Source organism: Thermohalobaculum sp. (assembly GCF_058622915.1).
In genome coordinates, this window is sequence record NZ_JBZSYN010000036.1 from 1 (window position 1) to 22,168 (window position 22,168).

The following is a 22,168-nucleotide window of genomic DNA, read 5'->3' on the forward strand; positions in this document are numbered from 1 at the left end:
CGGCATAAAGCATCTCGAGGCTGTCCCTCAGATAGGCGAAGAACTGCTCGCCCGAGTTGAAGCCCTGCGGCGTGGCGAAGCGCATGTCGTTGGAGTCGAGCGTGTAGGGCACGATCAGGAAGGGCCCCTTCGGCCCCTTCACCCAGTATGGCAGATCATCAGCATAACTGTCTGCCCCGTAGAGGAATCCCCCATCCTCCATCACCAGCCCCAGCGAGTGCTCCGAGGTCCGCCCGGTGTAAAAGCCCAGCGGCCGCTCGCCGGTCGCCTCGCGGTGGATGCGGATCGCCTCGTCCATGTGCGCCTTCTCCTCGGCGCGCGAGAAGTCCCGGTACTCGATCCATTTCAGCCCGTGGCTGGCGATCTCCCAGCCCGCCTCCTGCATTGCCGCCACCGCCTCGGGATTGCGCGCCAGCGCCGTGGCGACGCCGAACACCGTGACGGGCACGCCGCGCCCCGTGAGGATACGCCACAGCCGCCAGAAACCCGCCCGCGAGCCGTATTCGTAGATCGACTCCATGTTCATGTGGCGCAGGCCGGGCCAGGGCTGGGCGCCGACGATCTCGGACAGGAACGCCTCCGAGGCCGCATCCCCGTGCAGGATGCAGTTCTCGCCGCCCTCCTCGTAGTTCACCACCACCTGCACGGCGACGCGCGCACCGTCGGGCCACCCGGCATCGGGCGGCGTGCGGCCATAACCGACCAGGTCGCGCGGGTATGCCGCGCCCGTCGGCCCCGTCTCGATGCGTGCCATCCGTCGTGCCTCCGTGCAAAGCCCCGTCACATGACCACGCTCCGGCCCGCCGCGGCACCCTCGACGCAGGGCCGCGCCCGGCCGATCCCGTGCAACGCCGCTGCCCTGACCGCCATCGGGCGGCTTTTCCTCGGCCCTGCCCCGTTCTGCCCCCTCCGCCCCCTCGCTGGCAAGCCGGAGATCCCGCGGCCGCGACAAGCCGGTTGACGGGCCGCCCGCACCGGTGGACTTATGGCCGTCACGGCGGTCCGCGGCGCCGCGACCGGCCGGTGCATTCGAGGTGCGGCGTGACCATTGCGTTTCGGGTCCTGTCCCTGATCGTGCTGAGCGGTTTCGTGCTGCTCTGGTATCTCGACTTCCAGCCGAGGCGACTCGTCGGCCTGGTCGAGCCCGTCGTCGCGACCTGGGCGCCGGGGGGACCGCCGGGGGGACCGCCGGGGGAACCGCCGGGGGGATCGCCCAGTGGATCGCCCGGGCAACCGGCCACGGCCGGCGCCCCGCCCGACCGGATCGCGCGCCGCCTCGACGCGCTCAACGCCGCCGTGCTCGGGCTGACCGCCCGCCTGCCGCCTGCCGTCGATCTGGCGCCGCTCAACGCAGGGCTCGACGCGCTCGCCGCCCGGCTCGACACCATCGAGCAGGCCCTGGCGCACAAGGCGCCGGCGCCCGCCGATACCGCCGCCATCGAGGCGCGCATCGCGGCGCTCGGCGCCAAGGTCGATGCGCTGGCCGCCCGACCCGCGGCCGATGCCCGGCTCGGCGACATCGCACAGCGGCTCAAGCAGATCGACGCCCGCCTCGCCACTCTCGCCGAACGCCCCGCACCGGACGCCAAGGTCCCGGCCGCCCTCGCCGCGATCCGGGCCGAGCTCGACAAGATCGCGCGCCGCCCGGCCCCGGCCGAGGCGCTCGTTCGGCTCAACGACCGCCTTGCCGCCGTCGAGACGCGGCTGGACACGCTTGCCGCCGCGCTCGCCAGCGCCGGCGACGGCGCTGCCCTCACCAAGCGCCTCGACGCGCTCGACGCCGCGCTCAGGCATGTCGACGCGACCCTCGCCGCCGGCGGGGACAGCGCCGCGCTCAGGCAGGCGCTGGCCGCGCTTCGCTCCATGCTCGACAAGCGCCTGCAATCGCTCGAGGCCCGGGTCGCCGCGCTCGCCGCCCGTCCCGCGCCGAGCCCCGACATCAGTGCCATCGAGGCACGCCTGTCGGCGCTGGCGAACCGCCCGCCCGCCGCCGGGGCAGACGCCGTGCGCAAGATCGAGGCCCGCCTCGCCGCCATCGAGGCCCGGCTCGACAAGCTCGGCACACCGGCGCCGTCCGCCGACAGCACGGCCCTTGAGCACCGCCTCGATGCGCTCGACGCCGCGCTCGCCCGCCTCGCCGACAAGCCGGTGCCGCCACCCGACACCGGCCCCCTGAAGGCCGAGTTGGCCTCGGCCGAGGCCGCGATCCGCGACCAGATCCAGGCGCTGGAGCAAAAGGTCGCGGCGCTTGCCGCGCGCCCAGCCCCCGACACCGGCGCACTCGACAGCCGCCTCGCCGAAACCTCGGCCCGGCTCGGCGCGATCGAGGGCCGCCTCTCGGCACTCGACGCGACCGGCCTCGACCGGCGCATCGCCAGGCTGCACACGCAGCTCGACGCGCTCGCGCAGGCGATGCCCCCGGCCTTCGACCCCTCGGGGCTCGAGGCCCGCATGGCCCAAATCGACAGCCGCCTCGCCGACATCGCCGCGACGCTCGACAAGCGCGCCGCCGCGGCGCAACCCGTCACCACCGCGCCGCACCCCGTGACCCCCGCGCCCGGTGCGCCCGCGGGCGACGCCCCCGCCGTCGCGGTGGTGGCGACCGGCCAGGCCTGGATGCGCATCGCCGACGGCGACCAGGTCGTGTTCGAGGGGCTGGTCTCACCCGGCCAGCGCGTCCCCGTGCCGCCGGGGCTCGCGCAACCGACGCTCAAGGCCGGCAACGCCGCCTCGGTCTATCTCGAGGTCGGCGGCACCGCCTACGGCCCGCTGGGCGCGGCACACGAGGTGGTGCGCGACATCCCCCTTGGCGCCGCCGAGATCACGAAGCGCTTCCCCCGCGCCGCGCCCGGGGTCCTTGCCGGCGGCAGCGCCGGCTAGCCCGGCCGGGGGCGTGGTTCGGACCGTCGCGGCCGTCCGCTCGCCGCGTGTGCACCTGCGCAAGTCCCGCATACCATTAGTTGCAAATAAATACTGTCTCGTTACTTCAGTGCGACAAAATGGCGCGCCATTTTTTGTCTTCGGCCCCTCGACTCGGGCGTATCGTGACTTTGGGGAAGATGGCGCGCGTCATCTGCCGGCCGCGTCCTCGAGGGTGGAAGTTCAGGGGCAACACCACATGGAGGCCGCAATGCATCGCTTTACCCGATGTCGTTCAACCATTCGTCGTTGTTTGTCTCCAGCCCTGTTGGGTGCCGCCAGCCTGGCTTTCGCGGCCGCCTTCGTCCAGCCCGCCTCGGCGCAGCAGGTCGTGTGCCGCGACGACAACAGCGGCGGCAATGCCGGCGCCACCGCCACCGGCACGAATGCCACCGCCTGCGGCGCGAATGCAACTGCCTCGGGCGAGCAGAGCACGGCCTACGGCTTTACCAGCCGTGCAACCGGGGACTACAGCACCGCGATTGGCGTCACCGCAACCGCCTCGGGCTCGTCCAGCACGGCGGTTGGCCTCAGCTCCACCGCCTCGGGCGATCACAGCACAGCCATTGGCGTGAACAGCAATGCAACCGGCAACCTCAGCACGGCGACGGGCGACAGTAGCAACGCCACAGGAGTTTGGTCCACTGCGACGGGCGCGACCGCCCACGCCACGGGTGACTACAGCACCGCGACCGGCACGAACAGCACGGCCTCGGGCTTCCAAAGCACCGCGACCGGCGTGAACAGCAGGGCCTCGGGCTTCCTCGGCACGGCGACCGGCGCGAACAGCACCGCCTCGGGTGATGCCAGCACCGCGACCGGCAACAACAGCCAGGCAACGGGCTTTGCCAGCACGGCAACGGGTCAGACCAGCGCCGCCTCGGGCGATTACAGCACGGCGACCGGCGTGCTCAGCACCGCCTCGGGCAGCAACAGCTCTACCTACGGGTATTCCAGCAACGCCTCGGGCGACAACTCGATCGCCACCGGCTCCTACGCTCAAGCGTCCGGCACCGGTTCGATCGCGCTGGGCTCCGACGTCAACGGCGACAGCCTCGGCGCCCAGGCGACCGCCGACGGCGCCATCGCCATCGGGCAGGACTCGCTGGCCAGCACCACCGATGCCGTCGCCATCGGCGCGGGTGCCGTCGCCTCGGGCTCGACCGCGGTCGGCGGCGGCGCCATGGCCACGGGCGCGCATTCGGCCGCCTTCGGCATGAGCGCCCAGGCGACCAATTCCTTTACGACGGCCCTCGGCGAGTCCAGCAACGCGACCGGTAGAGATTCGACGGCCGTCGGCGCGTCCAGCAACGCGACCAATACCGGTTCGACGGCTCTCGGCGAGTTCAGCAACGCGACCGGTAGCGGTTCGACGGCCCTCGGCGACTCGAGCTACGCGACCGGTGGCCAATCGACCGCCGTCGGCTACAATAGCTACGCGACCGGCGACAATTCGACGGCCCTCGGAAGGACGAGCATCGCGTCCGGCACCCGGTCGACCGCGATCGGCCAGGACGCGCATGCGAGCGCGGTGCAATCGACCGCGCTGGGCTGGAGTGCGACGGCCAGCTATGGCAACTCCACGGCCATCGGCGCCTACACCAGCACCACGGCGGAAGACCAGGTTATGCTCGGCAATGCGTCGAACACCTACACCCTGCCCGGCATCACCTCGGCGGCCAGCCACGCGGCGCAGTCGGGCCCCTTGAGCGTGGTGACATCGGATGCCAACGGCAACCTCGCCACGGACAACGGCGCCCTGTTCTCCGGCCTGAACAGCGTCAGGAACCAGATCGACGAGAACAAGGACGGCATCGCCATGGCACTGGCCATGCAGTCGCCCTGGATTCCGCCGGGCCAGCGGTTCGGCATCAGCGGCGGCTTCGGCGCCTATAACGGCGGCACGGCGGTTGCCTTCGGCGCCGGCTGGCGCGTGGACAGCAACGTCCAGTTCAACGGCGGTCTCGGCGTCGGCCTCGGCCAGGACCAGGTCGGCGGCCGCGTCGGCGTCACGGTCAGCTGGTAACGACCGGCGCCAGGCAAGGTGCCGGCACCTCTCCCTCCCCGTCAAGGGGAGGGAGACGGCTTGATGCCGGCGCGCCGATCCCTCACAAAAGAACATCCGGCAGACAGGGAGGACGCGCCATGCCCGCAACCAGGCCCGCCCGCGCCGCCAGCGCGCCGTGGCGAGCGGCGCTCCTCGGCGCCGTCCTCGTGTCCGCCCTTGCCCCGGCGGTCTTCGCTGCCCAGCCGCGCCCGCCCCTGCCCGACCGGGCCGAGATCGCCCGGCTGGTCTGGTCCACCCTGATCGCCGTCGACCAGGCCGACAAGACCGGCAACTACTCGGTGCTGCAGGACCTCGGCGCGCCGGGCTTTCGCGACGCCAACGACCCGGCGAAGCTCGCCGCCATCTTCGCCCGGTTCCGCCACCCCGACATCGGCCTCGGCCGCGCGGTGCTCTACACGCCGCAGTATACCCAGCCGCCCGCCATCCAGACCAACGGCATGCTCCGGGTCGAGGGCCTGATCCCGATGCGGCCCGAGGGCATCCTGTTCAACATGGCGTTCCAGCAGATCGACGGCGTCTGGCGGCTTTTCGGCATCGGCCTCGCGCCCGAGCAGCCCAAGCCGATCGAGGGCTCGGGCAACAAGCCGGTGGCCAAGCCGAACGTCAAGCCCCACGCCAGGAAGAACTGAGGCGGCCCGGCCGCGATCCGGCGCAAAAGAACCCCGCCCGCCCGCACGACGTTACCTCTTGAGGCGCCCGCCGCCCGCGGCGCGGCGCGACGGTGGACAGGCGGGGCAACACCCCTCAGCGTGGCCGGGCGATGGAGACGAGCGCAATTCGCGGCTGGATCGACCGCACCTTCGGCGACCTGGTGCGCCAGCTGCGCTGGTCGTTCCTGCCGCCCCTGATGGTCTACCTTGCCGCCGGCATCTCGGGGCTGACCCAGATCGTCGGCACCTTCTTCGTCAAGGATTATCTCGGCCTCTCGGCGGCGTTCCTCGCCGGGCTCGCCTTCTGGGCCGGGCTGCCCTGGGTGATGAAGATGCCGCTCGGCCACCTGGTCGACCTGATCTGGCGGCGCAAGGCGGTGCTGGTCTGGATCGGGGCGGCGATGATCGCGGTCTCGGTGACGATCATGTATTTCCTCATCACCTGGCGCGACTGGATGGCCGGGTTCCTCCCCGTGGACACCTGGTACGTCATCTCCGCCCTGCTCGCGCCCGCGGGCTACGTAGTCCAGGACGTGGTCGCCGACGCCATGACCGTCGAGGCGGTGCCCCTTTCCGACGCCCAGGGCCGCCCGCTGTCCGAGGAGCGCGCCAAGGAGCTGCACACCACCATGCAGACGCTTGGCCGCTTCGCCGTGATCGGCGGCTCGGTGCTGGTCGCGGCCGCCAACATCTTCATGTTCTCCGGCGTCAGCAAGCTCGACCAGGCCCAGACCGCGCGCATCTACGCCCACATCTACCTGCTGGCGCTGTGGATCCCGGCGATCTCGGTCTCGGGCGTGGTGCTGCACGGGCTCATGCTGCGCCACCGCGCGCGCAGGCTCGCGGCCGAGGGCCAAGCGCCCGAGCGCATCGAGGAGATGCTCTACACGCCCCCCGAGATCGTCGAGCCCGACTGGCACATCCTCCTCGGCGCGCTCGCCTTCGCCGCCTTCTCCATCACCATCGGCATCCTCGACGTGCCGCTGAACGAGGAGATCGTCTTCGCCGGCTCGATGCTCATCATCTCCTACCTGATCGCGCGGCTGGTGCGCGAGCTGCCGCCCGGGCGCGCCCACGCCCTGATCGGCACCGCGGTGATGATCTTCGTCTTCCGCGCCGTGCCGCTGCCCGGACCGGGGCACACCTGGTTCCAGATCGACGTGCTGGGCTTCGACCAGGAGTTCCTCTCCGAGCTCTCGCTCATCACCACCAGCCTCACCCTGGTCGGGCTGATCCTGCTCAGGCCGCTGATGGCGAACCGGCCGATCTGGTACATCATCGTGCTCTTGAGCCTGGCCGCGGGCGTGCTGGCGCTGCCTAATATCGGGCTCTACTACGGCATCCAGCACTGGACCGCGCGCATGACCGGGGGCATCGTCGACGCCCGCTTCATCGCCATCATCGACACCGCCGTCGAGTCGCCTCTGGGCCAGGTGGCGATGGTGCCCATGCTCGCCTGGATCGCGCGCAACGCGCCCAAGGAGCTGAAGGCCACCTACTTCGCGGTGATGGCCTCGTTCACCAACCTGGCGCTCTCGGCCAGCCAGCTGTGGACCAAGTATCTCAACGAGATCTTCGTCGTCACGCGGCAGGTGACCAACCCCAAGACCGGCAAGGTCGTGGTGCCGCAGGACTACTCCCAGCTGGGCATCCTGCTGATCACCGTGACGCTGCTCACCACCTTCGTGCCAATCCTCACCGTGATCGTGATCCAGTTCACCCGGTTCCGCACGCAGGAATAGGGGGCCGCCCGGCCCGTCCCGTCAGGCCGCCGCGGCCATCTTCGAGATCGCCGCCTCGATCGAGGTCTCGAGGATGTCGAGCCCCTCGTCCAGCACCTCGAAGGGGATGGTCAGCGGCGGCAACAGCCGCACCACGTTGCCCCGCGTGCCGCAGCTGAGCAGGATCAGCCCGCGCGACTCGCCCTCGGCCACCACGGCGCCGGTCAGGCCGGCATCGGGCTTGCGGCTGTCGCGGTCGGCGACGAACTCGATCGCCTGCATGGCGCCCAGGCCGCGCACCTCGCCCATGGGCTCCATGCCCTGCCGGGCCGCCAGCGCGGAGAGCCGCTCCTCGATGCGCCGGCCCACCTCGGCGGCGCGCGCGACCAGGCCCTCCTCGCGGATCACGCCCAACACCGCGTTCGCCGCGGCCACCGCGATCGGGTTGCCGCCATAGGTGCCGCCCAGGCCCCCGGGATGCGCCGCGTCGACCAGCTCGGCCCGCCCCGTCAGCGCCGAGATCGGGAAGCCGCCGCCCAGCCCCTTGGCCATGGTCACCAGGTCGGGCACCACGCCCGAATGCTCGATGCCGAACATCTTGCCCGTCCGCGCCATGCCCGACTGGATCTCGTCGGCGATGAACAGGATGCCGTGCTCGTCGGCGATGCGCTTGAGCGCCTGCAGGAACTCGGGCGGCGCCACGTTGAAGCCGCCCTCGCCCTGCACCGGCTCGACGATGAAGGCGGCGACGCGCGCGGGGTCCACGTCCGAGCGCAGCATCCGGCCCAGGTCGTCCAGCGCCCGCTCGACCGTGATGCCGTGGAAGGGATGCGGGAAGGTGGCGTGATAGACCTCGGGCGGGAACGGCCCGAAGCCCTTCTTGTAGGGCGCCACCTTGCCGGTCAGCGCCATGGTCATCATGGTGCGGCCGTGGAACGCGCCCGTGAACGCGATCACCGCCGAGCGCCCGGTGGCGTAGCGCGCCACCTTGACGGCGTTCTCTACCGCCTCGGCGCCCGAGTTCAACAGCACCGTCTTCTTGGCGAAGTCGCCCGGCGTCAGCGCGTTCAGCTGCTCGGCCAGCGCGATGTAGCTCTCGTAGGGTGAGACATGGATGCAGGTATGGGTGAAGGCCTCGGCCTGTTCGGCCACGGCGGCCATCACCTTGGGGTGCCTGTGCCCGGTGTTGGTCACCGCGATGCCCGCGGCAAAGTCGACATAGCGCTTGCCCTCGACGTCCCACAGCTCGGCGTTCTCGGCGCGCGCGGCGTAGATCGCCTTCGACGCGACGCCCCTGGCGACGGCGGCCTCCTGGCGCGCCTTAAGCTCGGCATTGGTGGTCATGCAGCGGTCTCCCGAATGGCTGGGGATGGGTTGGCGTGCCTCTAGCACCCGGCGCCCGCGCCGGCAATCGCTATTCGGCGGCGGCCGAGCCGCCCCCGCGCCGCGCCGGCGCCGCGACCTCGGGCCGGGTCGAGGCCAGCGCCGCCCGCATCCGCCGCCCCGGCATCCGCTCGCGGTAGAAGGTGTAGACGCCGGTGCCCACGACGATGGCGCTGCCCGTCAGCATCCACACATCCGGCACGTCGCCGAACACCGCCAGCCCCAGGATGATCGCCCAGATCAGGATGGTGTAGCGGAACGGCGAGACGAAGCCGACCGCGCCGTGGCGCATGGCCAGCACGATGAACAGATAGCCGGTGAACAGGCACACCGCCGCCAGCGCCAGCAGCCCGGCATTGCCCGGCGTGACCGTGCCCCAGGGCTCGGTCAGCGACACCGCGCCGCCCACCAGCGTGATCGCCACCGCCGTGCACAGCGCCACGAAGCTCGAGGGCGTCTCGCGCGTCAGCCGCCGCGTGGTCAGGTCGCGCATCACCCCGAACACCACCGAGACCACGGCCCACACCGCATAGGCGTTGAAGCCCTCGGTGCCGGGTCGCACCACGATCAGCACGCCGGCCAAGCCCACGCCGATGGCCGAATAGCGCCGCCAGCCCACCTTCTCGCCCAGAAACAGCGCCGCCCCCAGCGTCACCGCCAGCGGCATGGCCTGCAGGATCGCCGTGGCATTGGCGATCGGCATGTGGAACAGCGCCGTCAGGTAGCACAGCGTGCTGCCGATCTCGCCCATCACCCGCAGCGCCAGCACCGGCCGGTCGGCGGGCGCCACGCGGCGGATCAGCTCGCCGCGCGACAGCGCCAGCAGCGCCATCAGCGCCGAGGTGCCGATGCCGCGCAGAAAGATCGCCTGATAGAGCGTCAGCTCGCCCGCGGTCAGCTTGATCATCGTGTCGTTGCACACGAAGCCGACCATGCTGACCATCATGAAGAGCGCGCCGCGCGCGTTGTCGGAAAGCGGGGGCATGGGCGGGTCCGGTGGTGCGACTGCCGCCTTGATGTCACCGCCGCGGGACCGGGCGCAACGGAATTCGCTGGCCACTCACCCCGCCAATGCATCGGCGGCCGGCTGGCTTACCCCCCCACGATCCGGGGCAGCAGCACCACCTCGCTGTCCGGCGCGATCGGCTGGAACCACGAATCGTTGTAGATCTGGCCGTCGATCGAGACCGAGACCCCGCGCGCGAGCTGCGGCTTCAGGCCGGGATAGTCCTCGGCCAGCCGGTCGAGCAGCTGGCGCAGGTTGCGCGCCTCGACCTCGACCTCCGCCTCGCCCCCGGTGAAGTCCTGCAACGTGCCCCAGACGGCGACCTTGACCATCTCAGCCGCGCGCGCCCTCGATGGCGGCGAGCAGCCGCGGCGGCGACATGGGCAGCGCCGTCATGCGCACATCCGCCGCCCGCGACACCGCGTTGGCGATGGCCGCCAGCGGCGGCACGATCGAGGTCTCGCCCACGCCCCGCACGCCATAGGGGTGGCCGGGGTTCGGCACCTCCACGATCACCGTGTCGATCATCGGCAGGTCCGAGCACACCGGGATGCGATAGTCGAGAAAGCCCGGGTTCTGCAGCCGCCCGTCCTCGCCATAGATGTATTCCTCGTTCAGCGCCCAGCCGATGCCCTGCACGGCGCCGCCCTGGAACTGGCCCTCGACGTAATCGGGATGCACCGCCTTGCCGGCGTCCTGGCACACCGTGTAGCGCAGGATCTTCGCCGCCCCGGTCTCGGGGTCCACCTCGACATCCACCAGATGCGTGGCAAAGCTCACGCCCGCGCCTTCCGCGTTCACCTCGTGGTGCCCGGCGATGGGGCCGCCGGTATTGGACGCGATGGCCGCGATCTCGGCCAGCGTCATCGGATCGAACTTGCCCGCGTTGGGGCCGGCGGGCTTGGCCGCGCCGCCCTCCCAGACAACCGCGTCCGCGTCGATGCCCCAGACCTGCGCCGCGCGCTGGCAGCACTTGCGGATCACCTCCTGCGCCGCCTTGATGGTGGCCAGCCCCACGGCGAAGGTCACGCGCGAGCCGTCGGTCACGTCGTTGAGGCCCAGCGAGCCGGTGTCCGCGATGGTGCAGCGCACCTGGCTATAGGGGATGCCCAGCTCCTCGGCCGCCATCATGGTCATCGAGGCGCGCGAGCCGCCAATGTCGGGGTTGCCCTCCGAAAGCGTCACCGTGCCGTCCGGCGTCACGTTCATCGACACGCAGGTGTTGCCGCCGAAGTTGAACCAGAAGCCGCAGGCCAGCCCCCGGCCCTGGTTCGGCCCCAGCGGCGCCTTGTAGTGCGCGGTGTTCTTCGCCGCCTCCAGCGTCGCCGACAGCCCGATGCGCTTGAAGCGCGGCCCGTAGGACGCCTTGGTGCCCTCGCGCGAGCAGTTCTTCAGCCGCACCTCGACCGGGTCGAGATCCAGCTTCTCGCACAGCTCGTCGATCACGCTCTCGACCGCATAGGCCGCCATCGGCGCGCCGGGCGCGCGGTAGGCGGCCGCCTTGGGCCGGTTGCCCACCACGTCCCAGCCGATCGTCTTCACGTGGCCCAGGTTGTAGGGCGCGAAGGCCGCCATCGCACCCAGCTGCACCGGCGAGCCGGAATAGGCCCCGCCCATGTAGCGCAGTGTCGAGAAGCCGGCGGTGATGGTGCCGTCATTCTTCATGCCGACCTTGGCGTCGATGGAGGTCGTCGAGGTCGGCCCGCTGGCGCGGAACACCTCCTCACGGCTCATCACCACCTTGACCGGGCGGTTCGCCTTGCGGCTCAGCGCCAGCGCCACCGGCTCGATGAACACGGTAGTCTTGCCGCCAAACCCGCCGCCGATCTCGGACGCCGTCACCCGCAGGTCGCCGATATCCATGCCCAGCAGCCCGGCACAGGTGTCGCGCACCATGTAATGGCCCTGGGTGCAGACCCACAGCTCGCCGGTGCCGTCGGGGCTGACCGAGGCGACGCAGGCATGCGGCTCGATATAGCCCTGGTGCGTGGCCGCGGTGCGGAAGCTGCGCTCGATCACCAGGTCGGCCTCGGCGAAGCCGGCCTCGATGTCGCCATGGCCGTACTCGTAGCGGTGCATGACGTTCTTCGACATGCCCGCGGGCACGGTCTCGTCGCCGCCCGCCTCGTGCAGCACGGGGGCATCGGGCTGCATCGCCGCGTCCACGTCGGTGACGTGGTCCAGCACCTCGTAGTCCACCTCGATCAGCTTCAGCGCCTGCTTGGCGACCTTGGCGCTCACCGCCGCCACCGCGGCCACCGCGTGGCCGTCGTAAAGCGCCTTCTCGCCGGCCATGCAGTTGTCCAGCGTGGCCGCCAGATCGGGCTCCATCTCGGCCGTCTCCTGGCCCAGCAGCCCGTCCATCTCGCCCTTGGCCGGCCCGAAGTCGCGCCGCGTCACCACCGCCTTGACGCCCTCCAGCGCCTCGGCCTTCGAGGTGTCGATCGAGCGGATGCGCGCATGCGCGTGCGGGCTGCGCAGGATGCGGCCCACCAGCATCCCCGGCATCACCATGTCGGCGCCGAAGCGGGCGCGCCCGGTCACCTTGTCGATGCCGTCGGGGCGCAGGGGCCGGGTGCCGACGATCTTGAACTCGCGGAGGCCAGCGTCGCGCGGTGCCATCTCAGACCCTCCTCATCTCGTCGGCCGCGTCCATCACGGCGCGCACGATCTTGTCATAGCCGGTGCAGCGGCACAGGTTCCCCGCCAGCCAGTAGCGCACCTCGATCTCGGTCGGCTCGGGGTTGCGCTCCAGAAGCGCCTTGGCCGCGACCAGGAAGCCCGGCGTGCAGATGCCGCACTGCAGCGCCCCGTGCTCCAGGAACTTGCGCTGGATCGGGTGCAGCGCCTCGCCGGTGGCCATGCCCTCGATGGTGCCGATCTCGCGGCCCTCGGCCTCGGCGCCCAGCATCAGGCACGAACAGGCGATGCGCCCGTCCACCGTGACCGTGCAGGCGCCGCAGTCGCCGGTGGCGCAGCCCTCCTTCGCGCCGGTCAGCCCCAGCCGGTCACGCAGCACGTCGAGCAGCGTCTCCTCCGGCTCGCAGAGGAACTCGACCGTGTCGCCGTTGATCTTCGTGGTGACGTGCTGTTGTGCCATGGAATGTCCTCGACCCCGAAACCTCGTCAGCCCTTGGCCAACGCGCGGTCGCGGGCGATGGCGGCGGCGCGCCGCGCCAGCACCCCGGCGACCCTCTTGCGATATGCGGTGGTGCCGCGCTTATCGTCGATCGGCCTGGCCGCGGCCGCGGCCGCCTCCTCCAGCTTCTCCAGCGTGGCGTCGTCCAGCTTGGTGCCGATCAGCACCTCCGCCGCCGCCGGCACCACGATCACCGTGGGCGCCACCGCGCCCAGCGCCACCCGCGCCGCGGTGCAGCCGCCGTTGCCGTCCAAGGTAACGCTGACCCCGGCACCGACAACCGCGATGTCCATCTCGGTGCGCGGGATGAAGCGCAGGTAGGCATCCGCCGCGCGCGCGGGCCGCGCCGGCAGGAACACCGACTCGACCAGCTCGCCCTTGCCCAGCGTGGTCTTGCCAGGGCCCGCGGGCACCTCCTCGACGGGGATGTCGCGGCTGCCCCCGGGCCCGACCACGCGCACCGTCGCGCCGGCGGCGACCATCGCCGGCACGCTGTCGGCCGCGGGCGAGGCGTTGCACAGGTTGCCCGCCAGCGTGGCGCGGGCCTGGATCTGGGTGGATCCGATCAGCTCCAGCGCCTCGACCACGCCGGGCCAGTCGGCGCGCACGTCGTCGCGCTCGCCCAGCTCGGCGCCCGAGACGGCGGCGCCAATGCGCCAGCCGCCGTCCTCGCGCGCGATCTGCTTCATCGCCGGGATGCGCTTGAGATCGACGATCAGGTCGGGCTCGATAAAGCCCGTCCGCATCCGCACCAGAAGGTCGGTGCCCCCGGCCAGCACATGCGCGGCACCGGCCTCGCCGGCGAGCAGCGCGACCGCGTCCTCCGTCTTTCGCGGGGCCTCGTATCTCATGCGTTCGTCTTTCCGTGTCCCGAGATTCCACGCCCAAGTCGGCGGCAAACTCGCACAGCCCCGGTCCGCTTGCAACGGGCCTGCTCATGCTTTGCACGGCTCGGCCCACAGGGTCTATCCTGCGCCCCGAACCCCGGCGGAATCGCGGGCGCGGCGCAAGGCAGGAGACCCCCATGAAGACCTACCAGCACTTCATCGACGGCGCATATGTCGATCCGGCCGAGGGCGCATGGTTCGACTCCATCGACCCCTATCGCGGCGAAGCCTGGGCGCGCATCCCGCGCGGCTCGGCCAAGGACGTCGACCGCGCCGTGGCCGCGGCCAGGCGCGCCATGACCGAGGGACCGTGGTCGAAGACCACGCCCACCCAGCGCGGCAAGGTGATGCGCAAGCTCGGCGACCTGGTGGCCCGCGAGGCCGAGCGGCTGGCCGAGATCGAGGTGCGCGACAACGGCAAGCTGATGTCCGAGATGCTCGCCCAGCTGCGCTACCACCCCGAGTGGTGGTATTACTACGGCGGGCTGGCGGACAAGATCGAGGGCACCGTGGTGCCTATCGACAAGGCCGACCACTTCACCTTCACAACCTCCGAGCCGGTCGGCGTGGTCGGCGCCATCACCGCCTGGAACTCGCCGCTGCTGTTCATCGCCTGGAAATGCGCCCCGGCGCTCGCGGCGGGGTGTTCGGTGGTGGTCAAGCCCTCCGAGTTCACCTCGGCCTCGACGCTGGAATACGCCGCCCTGACCAGGGAGGCCGGCATTCCCGACGGCGTCTTCAACGTGGTCGCGGGCTTCGGCCACGAGGCCGGCTCGGCGCTGGTCGATCACAGGGACGTGGCCAAGATCGCCTTCACCGGGTCCGACGTGACCGGCGCGCGCATCTACCAGCAGGCGGCCAGGGGGCTCAAGCGCTGCTCGCTCGAGCTCGGCGGCAAGTCGCCCAACATCGTGTTCGAGGACGCCAACCTCGACGCCGCCGCCGCCGGCGCGGTCTCGGGCATCTTCGCCGCCACGGGGCAGACCTGCGTCGCGGGCTCGCGCCTTCTGGTGCAGAACTCGATCCGCGACGCGTTCACCGAGAAGCTCGTCGCCATCGCCCGCACCGCCAAGATCGGCAACCCGATGGAGGCCGACACCAATATCGGCCCGGTCACCACCGAGCCGCAGTACAAGAAGGTGCTCGACTACATCGACATCGCCCGCTCCGAGGGCGCCCGTCTCCTGCTTGGCGGCGGCCCGGCCGAGGGGCCCGGCATCCTCGGCGGCCAGTTCGTCGAGCCGACCATCTTCACCGACGTGAGGAACGACATGCGCATCGCGCAGGAGGAGGTGTTCGGCCCGGTGCTCTCCATCATCGGCTTCGAGGACGAGGCCGACGCGGTCAGGATCGGCAACGACGTGATCTACGGCCTCGCGGCAGGCGTGTGGACCCGCGACATGGGCCGCGCCGTGCGCATGTCCAGGGCGCTGAAGGCCGGCACGGTGTGGGTCAACACCTACCGCGCCATCTCCTACATGATGCCGTTTGGCGGCATGAAGCACTCGGGGCTGGGCCGCGAGAACGGCATGCAGGCGATCCACGAGTTCCTCGAGACCAAGGCGGTCTGGATCAACACCTCCGACGCCGTACCGGGCAACCCGTTCGTGATGCGCTGACGGGATGCCCGCGCTTCCCCTCCGCTCGCGCCTGTGGGGCGAGATGTTCGGCACCGCGGCGATGCAGGCGGTGTTTTCCGACACCGCCACGGTGCAGGCCTATCTCGACATCGAGGCGGCGCTCGCCCGCGCCCAGGCGAGCCTCGGCCTGATCCCGGCCAAGGCGGCCCAGGCCATCACCGCCGCGGCCGATGTCGAGCGCGTCGACTGGGAGCGGCTGGCGGCCCGCACCCGCGTGGTCGGCTACCCGATCCTGCCGCTGGTCGAGCAGCTCTCGGGCTGGGCCGAGGGCGGGCTCGGCCAGTGGTGCCACTGGGGCGCCACCACGCAGGACATCATGGACACGGCCGATGTGCTGCAGATCCGTGCCGCGCTCGATCTCATGACCGCCGACCTCGACGCCGTCGCCGCGGCGCTCGTGCGCCTGGCCGAGACGCACGTGGAAACCCCCATGGCCGGGCGCACGCATCTCCAGCACGCGCTCCCGGTCTCCTTCGGGCTCAAGGCAGCCGAATGGCTCTCGGCCATCGACCGCCACCGGGCGCGGCTGGCCCAGCTGCGCCCCCGCCTCGAGGTGGTCGAGTTCGCCGGCGCCGCCGGCACGCTGGCCTCGCTCGGCGCCGAGCAGGGGCTGGCCACCCAGGCCGCGCTGGCCGGCGAGCTGGGGCTCGCACTGCCCGACATCACCTGGCACGCCATCCGCGACGGCTTCGCCGAGGCCACCGGCTGGCTCGCGCTGCTCACCGGGTCCATCGGCAAGATCGGCCTCGACATCGCGCTGATGATGCAGACCGAGACCGGCGAGGTGCTCGAGCCGTTCCAGCCCGGCCGCGGCGCCTCCTCGACCATGCCGCAAAAGCGCAATCCGATCGGCGCCGAGCTGATGATCGCCACGGCGAAGATCGTGCGCGAGCAGCACGGGCTGATGCTCGACGCCATGGTGCAGGACCACGAGCGCGCCACCGGCCCCTGGCATGTCGAATGGCACGCCATTCCCACCGCCTTCATCGCCGCCTCGGGCGGGCTCGCCGCCGCGCGCGACGTGCTCGAGGGCCTCGAGGTCCGCCCCGAGGCCATGCGCCGCGTGCTCGACGCCACCGGCGGGCTGATCGTGGCCGAGGCGGTGATGATGGGCCTCGCGCCGCATCTCGGCCGCCAGGTGGCGCACGACCTCGTCTACGAGTGCTGCCGCACTGCGCTGGCCGGCGACACCGCCTTCCTCGACGCGCTCGCCGCCGAGCCGAAGATCGCCGCCGTGATGGACCGCGCCGCGCTCGCCCGGCTGGTCGACCCGGCGAACTATCTCGGCGCCGCGCCGCAAATGGTCCGCCGCCTCATCGCCCGCCGCGAATGAGCCAACCCCGCCGGCTCAGCTCTCCGCGCCGGGCTCCGCGCCTGGCTCCGCCCCCCTGCCGGGGAACTCGGCGCGCACGCGCGGCAGGCTTTCCGGATAGCGCGCCTGCAGGAACGCGATCATCTTCTCGCGCACATGGCAGCGCAGGTCCCAGGCGCGGCCCGAATCCGGCGCGCTCAGCACGGCGCGCAGCTCCATCGAGCGGTCGGTGGCATTGGTCACGGCCAGGTCGCAGGTCTTGCCGTCCCACAGCCCCGACTCCTGCACCACGCGCTTGAGCTCGGCGCGCACCTCGTCCACCGGCACGGTATAGTCGGTGTAGAGATAGACCGTGCCGATGAGGTCGGCGGTCTTGCGCGTCCAGTTCTGGAACGGCTTCTCGATGAAATAGGACAGCGGCACCACCAGCCGGCGCAGGTCCCAGATGCGCACCACCACATAGGTGGTGTGGATCTCCTCGATCCAGCCCCATTCGCCCTCCACGATCACCACGTCGTCGAGGCGGATCGGCTGGGTCAGCGCGATCTGCAGGCCGGCGATCAGGTTCGCGATCGCCGGCCGCGCCGCCAGCCCGGCGATCAGCCCGGCGATGCCGGCCGAGGCGAACAGGCTCACGCCCAGCGTGCGGATCGAGGGGATCGCGGTCAGCATCGCCGCCAGCGTGACCAGCACGATGGTGAACACCACCACGCGCCGCAGCACCTGGATCTGCGTCAGCAGCCGGCGCTGCTCCAGGTTGTCGGGCCGGTGGATGTCGTGCGCATCGACGATGCGGTCGGCGATCGCCTGCACCACCGCGACCGCCAGCCAGCCCAGGCCGGCGGCCAGCCCGATCGCCAGCACCCGGTGCGCCACCACCAGCCCCGCGCCTTTCAGCCCCGCGCCGGGCAGCGTGACCAGCACCGCGACCAGCGGCACCAGCCACAGCGCCGGCCGGCGGCAGCGCTCGGCCAGGAGGTCGTCGATGTGCCAGGGCGTGTGCCGCGCGATGCGCCGTGCCACCGCGGCCAGCACCGCCGCCCCGGCGAACCCGGCCGCCGCCGCCGGTGCGACCACGGCGAGCACGCCTGCAAGCTGGTTCAGGAATTGCGGCAGATGATCCATGGCGCGGTCCGGCTTGGGCGACAGGGGGGTGCAACCTTGCCCCGCCGCGCCGCCGATCTCAACGGCCTTGCGACTTTGCAACGCCGCCCGCTCGCGCTCCGCGGACTACGGCGCCAAGGAACAACTCTTGGTTGTATACATATTTACTTTTCGCGGAAAAGTTGGTATCCTTTGAACATTGAGGAGTTCTTTTGGAGGCGTACTGCCCCGCCCGAGGGGCACTGTGAGCCGGAGTGGTGGTTGCGTAGTGGCTCGTCTGACGTTCGCTGAAATCAAGTGGGTTTCCCCGCGGCCTCCGCACGGAGCGCCGCCGCAGAAGCACGGCTGATCGACGGCCACCGTCATCGCCGCAAGGCATGACCCCCATCCGGAAAGACCAGGGCCGGGCAATCTCCACGGCGCATGCCGGGACGTTGCCCTTGCCGTTTAGGAACCGCCTTGCGTTCCGGGGCCCGGCGGGACGCAAACAGGCATAGGCCGGTTACGGGTATCGGAGACAGGAGAGAGGAATGTTTGGGTTCAAGACTTCGACAGGCCTCATGACTGCGGCGGCGGTTGCCGCAGCGATGTGTACTTCACCTGCCATGGCGACAGATACCACCGTATATGTCACGCCACCGGATGCTGATACCTATATCGCCGAAGACACCGGGGGCCAGGGGAATTTCGGGGCCTCGACGGAGCTGCTCGTCGAGTCGGCAGCATCTAGCGCCCATCTGACCAAACGCACGTTGCTTCGGTTCGATCTCACAGACTTTGCCGGCAGCCTGCCCATTGGCGCGACCATCACCGACGCGTCCCTGAAATTATGGATGACCGACACGCCGGCCAATGCACGCATCTACGACCTCTTCAAGTGCGATACCAGCACTTGGAACGAGACGGACCCCAATGGGGTAACCTGGCTCGGCTCAAACGCGTTTGCATGTGCAGCGTCGCTGTCAGGCGCGACTCTTATTGCTAGCCAAACGGTGCCGGGGTCTGCGCCGCAGGCAATGACCTGGACAAGCACAAACCTGACGGACGCGATCATCGCTGCCGTCGGATCGTCCGACCACCTCATTACCATGCTCGTGAAGGACAGTAACGACGAGCCTTCTTATACCGGGAGCCCCCCGCATCCGACCTACACGGGCACCTTCCTCAGTAAGGAGGGAGCGACCAACACCTATCCGACGAGCACGGACGCCTTCCAGCCGGTGCTCGCGATCACATACCACGTCGACGACGTGAATCCTCCAACGTGCGACTACCCTGTCCAGATCGTCAGTTTCACGCTCTCCCCTGGAGAGAGCACCGTTGATACCAGCTCGTTCGACGTAGAAATGGTTATCCACGCATGCCAAGCCTTGACCTCCGTCAAGGCCCAGGGCGGAACGGCAGGAAACACCGACACGACCGGCATCCTTTGCGACCCGGGAACCTGTGAGGAGCATTCGCCAGGCAAATCGAAAAAGGGCGCAAACAATAACGTGATTATCACTTGGCTGATCGACAGCATGGCCGCGGGGGACGACGCAACCCTGGACTTCACGGTGACGACGGGGAACAATCCTGCCGATATCGCTATCTGCCAAAGCGACGTCACGACCAATATCCTGAAAAACATAACGGGCGCCTGGAGCGTTACGGCAACCTACGACGATGGCGGAACGCCGGCGCAATACACAACCACCCACGGCCCCCTTGTGACCAATATCTTCTGCGGCGAACTGCCATCGCCATAACTGCTTTCCAAGGGCCTCCTTCGGGAGGCCCTTTTTCTACCGGCTATGAAATCAATCCATATTGAGCAGAGCCATTCCAAACACAGACTCAATCTAGCTACGATCGAAGTCATGACCCTGGCCGTCGCACGCGTCGGATGGGGCGCAGCGAGATTTCCCTGTCGATGGCCGGGCGCCCCCTCACTCCTCCTCCTGCGGCACGAAGTGGCGCACCAGCCGAGGCATGGTCAGCGCCTGCACGATGATCGAGAAGATCACGATCACATAGGTCACGCTCACCATCAGCGGCTTGTCCGGGCTGTGCGCGGGCAGCGACAGTACCAGCGCCACCGAGATCGCGCCCCGCAGCCCGGCCCAGGTCAGCATGGCGATCGAGCCGCGCGTGAAGCTCCAGCTCAGCCTCAACAGCGTGATCGGCACCCCCACGGCCACGAAGCGCGCCGCCAGCACCAGCGGGATGCTCGCCAGCCCGATCACCAGGAAATGCGGGTCGAAGGGCAGCACCAGCACCTCGACCCCGATCATCAGGAACAGCACCGCGTTGAGGATCTCGTCGATCAGCCGCCAGAAGGCCTCGACATGCTCGCGCGTCGTGCGGCTCATGCCGTAGCGCACGCCGCTGTGGCCGATCAGGAGCCCGGCGACGACCACCGCGATCGGCCCGCTCATGTGCAGCGCCCCGGCCAGCGTGTAGGTGCCCATGACCAGCGCCAGCGTCAGCAGCACCTCCAGCGCATAGTCGTCGATGCGCTTCATCGCCTGATAGACCAGCCAGCCGGTGGCCGCGCCGAAGGCGGCGCCGCCGCCCGCCTCCAGCAGGAACACCCGGCCCACCCCCACCGGGGTCGAGGGCGCCTCCGGCGTGGCGTGGAAGGCAACGGCGCTGACGATGAGGAACACCACATAGCCCACGCCGTCGTTGAACAGGCTCTCGCCGGCGATCTTGATGCGCAGCTCGCGCGGCACCCGCACCTGCTTCAAAAGCCCCAAAACCGCCACCGGGTCGGTGGGCGAGATCAGCGCCCCGAACACCAGCGCCACCTTGAACGGCACCCCCGCGAGCAGGTGGAAGCCCGCCGCGACCAGCCCGGTCGAGATCAGCACCCCCGCCGTGGCCAAAAGCGCCACGGCCCAGCGCTGCTCCCTCAGCGCGTTGAAGTCCACATGCATGGCGCCGGCGAACAGCAGGAAGCCCAGCATGCCGTCGAGCAGCGCGTTGGCGAAGTCGATCTCCAGCACCTGCCGGCGCACGATCTCGCTGGCGTTGAAGCCCGGCAAAACCGCCTGCAGCCCGATCAGCGTCAGCGAGGCCGCCAGCCCGATCACCACCAGCCCCACCGTCGAGGGCAGCCGCAGCAGGAAATGGTTCACCACGCCGAAGGCGGCGGCAAGGCAGACCAGCGTCGCGGCGATCTGCAGCATGGTCACGGAACGGCCCTCCGGCGCTGCCTTCTCCGGGCACCCCGGCCGGGCCCCGCCGGTGCCGGTTGAGGGACTCGAACCCCCGACCTTCGGTTTACAAAACCGCTGCTCTACCAGCTGAGCTAAACCGGCGCCGGCGCGACAGATACTGCCCGAGCCGGGGTGTTTCAAGCAAGCGCGGCCGGTCCCGGGCCGGCTGCGCGCCCCGCGTGCCGGCAGCGCGCCGGCCGGCCCACCCGAAGCCCCGCGTTGACCGCCCGCCGCGCGCAGATTAGGAAGGCGCGGCACCCGACCAGCGCCGCGAGAGGCCCCAATGCCCGCCGACACCCGCGACCAGCCGCGCTCGTTCCAGGAGGTCCTGCTGCGCCTCACCCGCTACTGGGCGGGCCGGGGCTGCGCCGTCTTGCAGCCCTACGACATGGAGGTCGGCGCCGGCACCTTCCACGCCGCCACGGCGCTGCGCTCGCTCGGGCCGCGCCCGTGGACGGTGGCCTATGTCCAGCCCTCGCGCCGGCCGACCGACGGGCGCTATGGCGACAACCCCAACCGGCTGCAGCACTACTACCAGTTCCAGGTGCTGATAAAGCCCTCGCCGCCCGACCTGCAGGATCTCTATCTCGGCTCGCTCGCGGCCATCGGCATCGACGCCGCGCTGCACGACATCCGCTTCGTCGAGGACGACTGGGAAAGCCCCACGCTCGGCGCCTGGGGGCTGGGCTGGGAGGTCTGGTGCGACGGCATGGAGATCACCCAGTTCACCTATTTCCAGCAGGTCGGCGGCCACGACTGCCGCCCGGTCTCGGGCGAGCTGACCTACGGGCTGGAGCGGCTCGCCATGTACGTGCTCGGCGTCGACCACGTCATGGAGATGCCGTTCAACGACCCCGACGCCGAAATCCCGCTCAGCTATGGCGACATCTTCCGCCAGACCGAGCGCGAGTACTCGCGCTACAACTTCGACGCCGCCGACACCGAGGCGCTGGCGCGCCACTTCGAGGACGCCGAGCGCGAATGCGCCCAGCTGCTCGACGAGGAGGCCAACCCGCCCATCGACCCCCGCACCGGCCGGACCATCGTCATGGCCCACCCGGCCTACGACCAGTGCATCAAGGCCAGCCACCTGTTCAACCTGATGGACGCGCGCGGCGTGATCTCGCCGACCGAGCGGC

17 protein-coding genes and 1 tRNA gene are annotated in these 22,168 nt (G+C 70.1%); 8 read left to right on the top strand and 10 right to left on the bottom strand.

The features are described 5' to 3' along the window. Positions 1-754: polysaccharide deacetylase family protein (locus AC32QD_RS03215; protein WP_492009040.1), on the bottom strand; the 754-nt coding region annotated here is incomplete at its 3' end. A 287-nt stretch (positions 755-1,041) separates the two neighbouring features. Between AC32QD_RS03215 and AC32QD_RS03220 the strand changes: the two genes are divergently transcribed. The 4 genes from AC32QD_RS03220 (at position 1,042) to AC32QD_RS03235 (ending at position 7,379) form a co-directional block, all read left to right on the top strand. After that, positions 1,042-2,880 (top strand): DUF4115 domain-containing protein, encoded by a 1,839-nt coding sequence (locus AC32QD_RS03220; protein WP_492009041.1) that lies wholly within the window; start codon positions 1,042-1,044, stop codon positions 2,878-2,880. 250 nt (positions 2,881-3,130) lie between these two features. Beyond that, entirely contained in the window at positions 3,131-4,945 is a 1,815-nt protein-coding gene (locus tag AC32QD_RS03225; protein ID WP_492009042.1) for a YadA-like family protein, read from the top strand. A gap of 119 nt (positions 4,946-5,064) precedes the next feature. Continuing rightward, positions 5,065-5,616, top strand: coding sequence for a hypothetical protein (locus AC32QD_RS03230; protein WP_492009043.1), 552 nt, complete (start codon positions 5,065-5,067; stop codon positions 5,614-5,616). A 131-nt stretch (positions 5,617-5,747) separates the two neighbouring features. Continuing rightward, entirely contained in the window at positions 5,748-7,379 is a 1,632-nt protein-coding gene (locus tag AC32QD_RS03235) for an MFS transporter (protein ID WP_492009044.1), read from the top strand. Between the two features lie 21 nt (positions 7,380-7,400). Here the strand turns inward: AC32QD_RS03235 and gabT are convergent, their stop codons facing one another. The 6 genes from gabT to AC32QD_RS03265 form a co-directional block, all read right to left on the bottom strand. Continuing rightward, positions 7,401-8,702 (bottom strand): 4-aminobutyrate--2-oxoglutarate transaminase, encoded by a 1,302-nt coding sequence (gabT, locus tag AC32QD_RS03240; RefSeq protein WP_492009045.1) that lies wholly within the window; start codon positions 8,700-8,702, stop codon positions 7,401-7,403. Between the two features lie 70 nt (positions 8,703-8,772). Further along, positions 8,773-9,726 carry a DMT family transporter gene (locus AC32QD_RS03245; protein WP_492009046.1) on the bottom strand — a complete coding sequence of 318 codons (954 nt, stop codon included), beginning with the start codon at positions 9,724-9,726 and terminating at the stop codon, positions 8,773-8,775. A 107-nt stretch (positions 9,727-9,833) separates the two neighbouring features. Next, complete coding sequence (locus AC32QD_RS03250) at positions 9,834-10,079, bottom strand: MoaD/ThiS family protein (protein ID WP_492009047.1); 246 nt, start codon at positions 10,077-10,079, stop codon at positions 9,834-9,836. A gap of 1 nt (position 10,080) precedes the next feature. After that, positions 10,081-12,369: a xanthine dehydrogenase family protein molybdopterin-binding subunit gene (locus AC32QD_RS03255; RefSeq protein ID WP_492009048.1), complete on the bottom strand. Its 2,289-nt coding sequence runs from the start codon at positions 12,367-12,369 to the stop codon at positions 10,081-10,083. Position 12,370: 1 nt separating this feature from the next. Then, a complete protein-coding gene (locus AC32QD_RS03260; protein ID WP_492009049.1) occupies positions 12,371-12,847 on the bottom strand; it encodes a (2Fe-2S)-binding protein in 477 nt (158 codons plus the stop codon). Between the two features lie 26 nt (positions 12,848-12,873). Next, positions 12,874-13,737 (bottom strand): FAD binding domain-containing protein, encoded by an 864-nt coding sequence (locus tag AC32QD_RS03265; protein ID WP_492009050.1) that lies wholly within the window; start codon positions 13,735-13,737, stop codon positions 12,874-12,876. 173 nt (positions 13,738-13,910) lie between these two features. Between AC32QD_RS03265 and AC32QD_RS03270 the strand changes: the two genes are divergently transcribed. After that, a complete protein-coding gene (locus AC32QD_RS03270) occupies positions 13,911-15,392 on the top strand; it encodes an aldehyde dehydrogenase (RefSeq protein ID WP_492009051.1) in 1,482 nt (493 codons plus the stop codon). 4 nt (positions 15,393-15,396) lie between these two features. Beyond that, entirely contained in the window at positions 15,397-16,746 is a 1,350-nt protein-coding gene (locus AC32QD_RS03275; protein WP_492009052.1) for a class-II fumarase/aspartase family protein, read from the top strand. A gap of 15 nt (positions 16,747-16,761) precedes the next feature. Here AC32QD_RS03275 and AC32QD_RS03280 read toward each other — a convergent pair whose 3' ends face one another. Continuing rightward, positions 16,762-17,850, bottom strand: a complete 1,089-nt coding sequence (locus AC32QD_RS03280; protein ID WP_492009053.1) for a mechanosensitive ion channel family protein — start codon at positions 17,848-17,850, stop codon at positions 16,762-16,764. 509 nt (positions 17,851-18,359) lie between these two features. On the opposite strand from AC32QD_RS03280, the gene AC32QD_RS03285 reads away from it, so the two are divergent. Continuing rightward, entirely contained in the window at positions 18,360-19,577 is a 1,218-nt protein-coding gene (locus AC32QD_RS03285) for a CBM96 family carbohydrate-binding protein (RefSeq protein WP_492009054.1), read from the top strand. 180 nt (positions 19,578-19,757) lie between these two features. Here AC32QD_RS03285 and AC32QD_RS03290 read toward each other — a convergent pair whose 3' ends face one another. Both AC32QD_RS03290 and AC32QD_RS03295 read right to left on the bottom strand, forming a co-directional pair. Then, complete coding sequence (locus AC32QD_RS03290) at positions 19,758-20,999, bottom strand: cation:proton antiporter (RefSeq protein ID WP_492009056.1); 1,242 nt, start codon at positions 20,997-20,999, stop codon at positions 19,758-19,760. A gap of 59 nt (positions 21,000-21,058) precedes the next feature. After that, positions 21,059-21,131, bottom strand: a tRNA-Thr gene (locus AC32QD_RS03295). A gap of 181 nt (positions 21,132-21,312) precedes the next feature. Here AC32QD_RS03295 and AC32QD_RS03300 point away from each other — a divergent pair. Then, positions 21,313-22,168: glycine--tRNA ligase subunit alpha (locus AC32QD_RS03300; RefSeq protein WP_492009055.1), on the top strand; the 856-nt coding region annotated here is incomplete at its 3' end.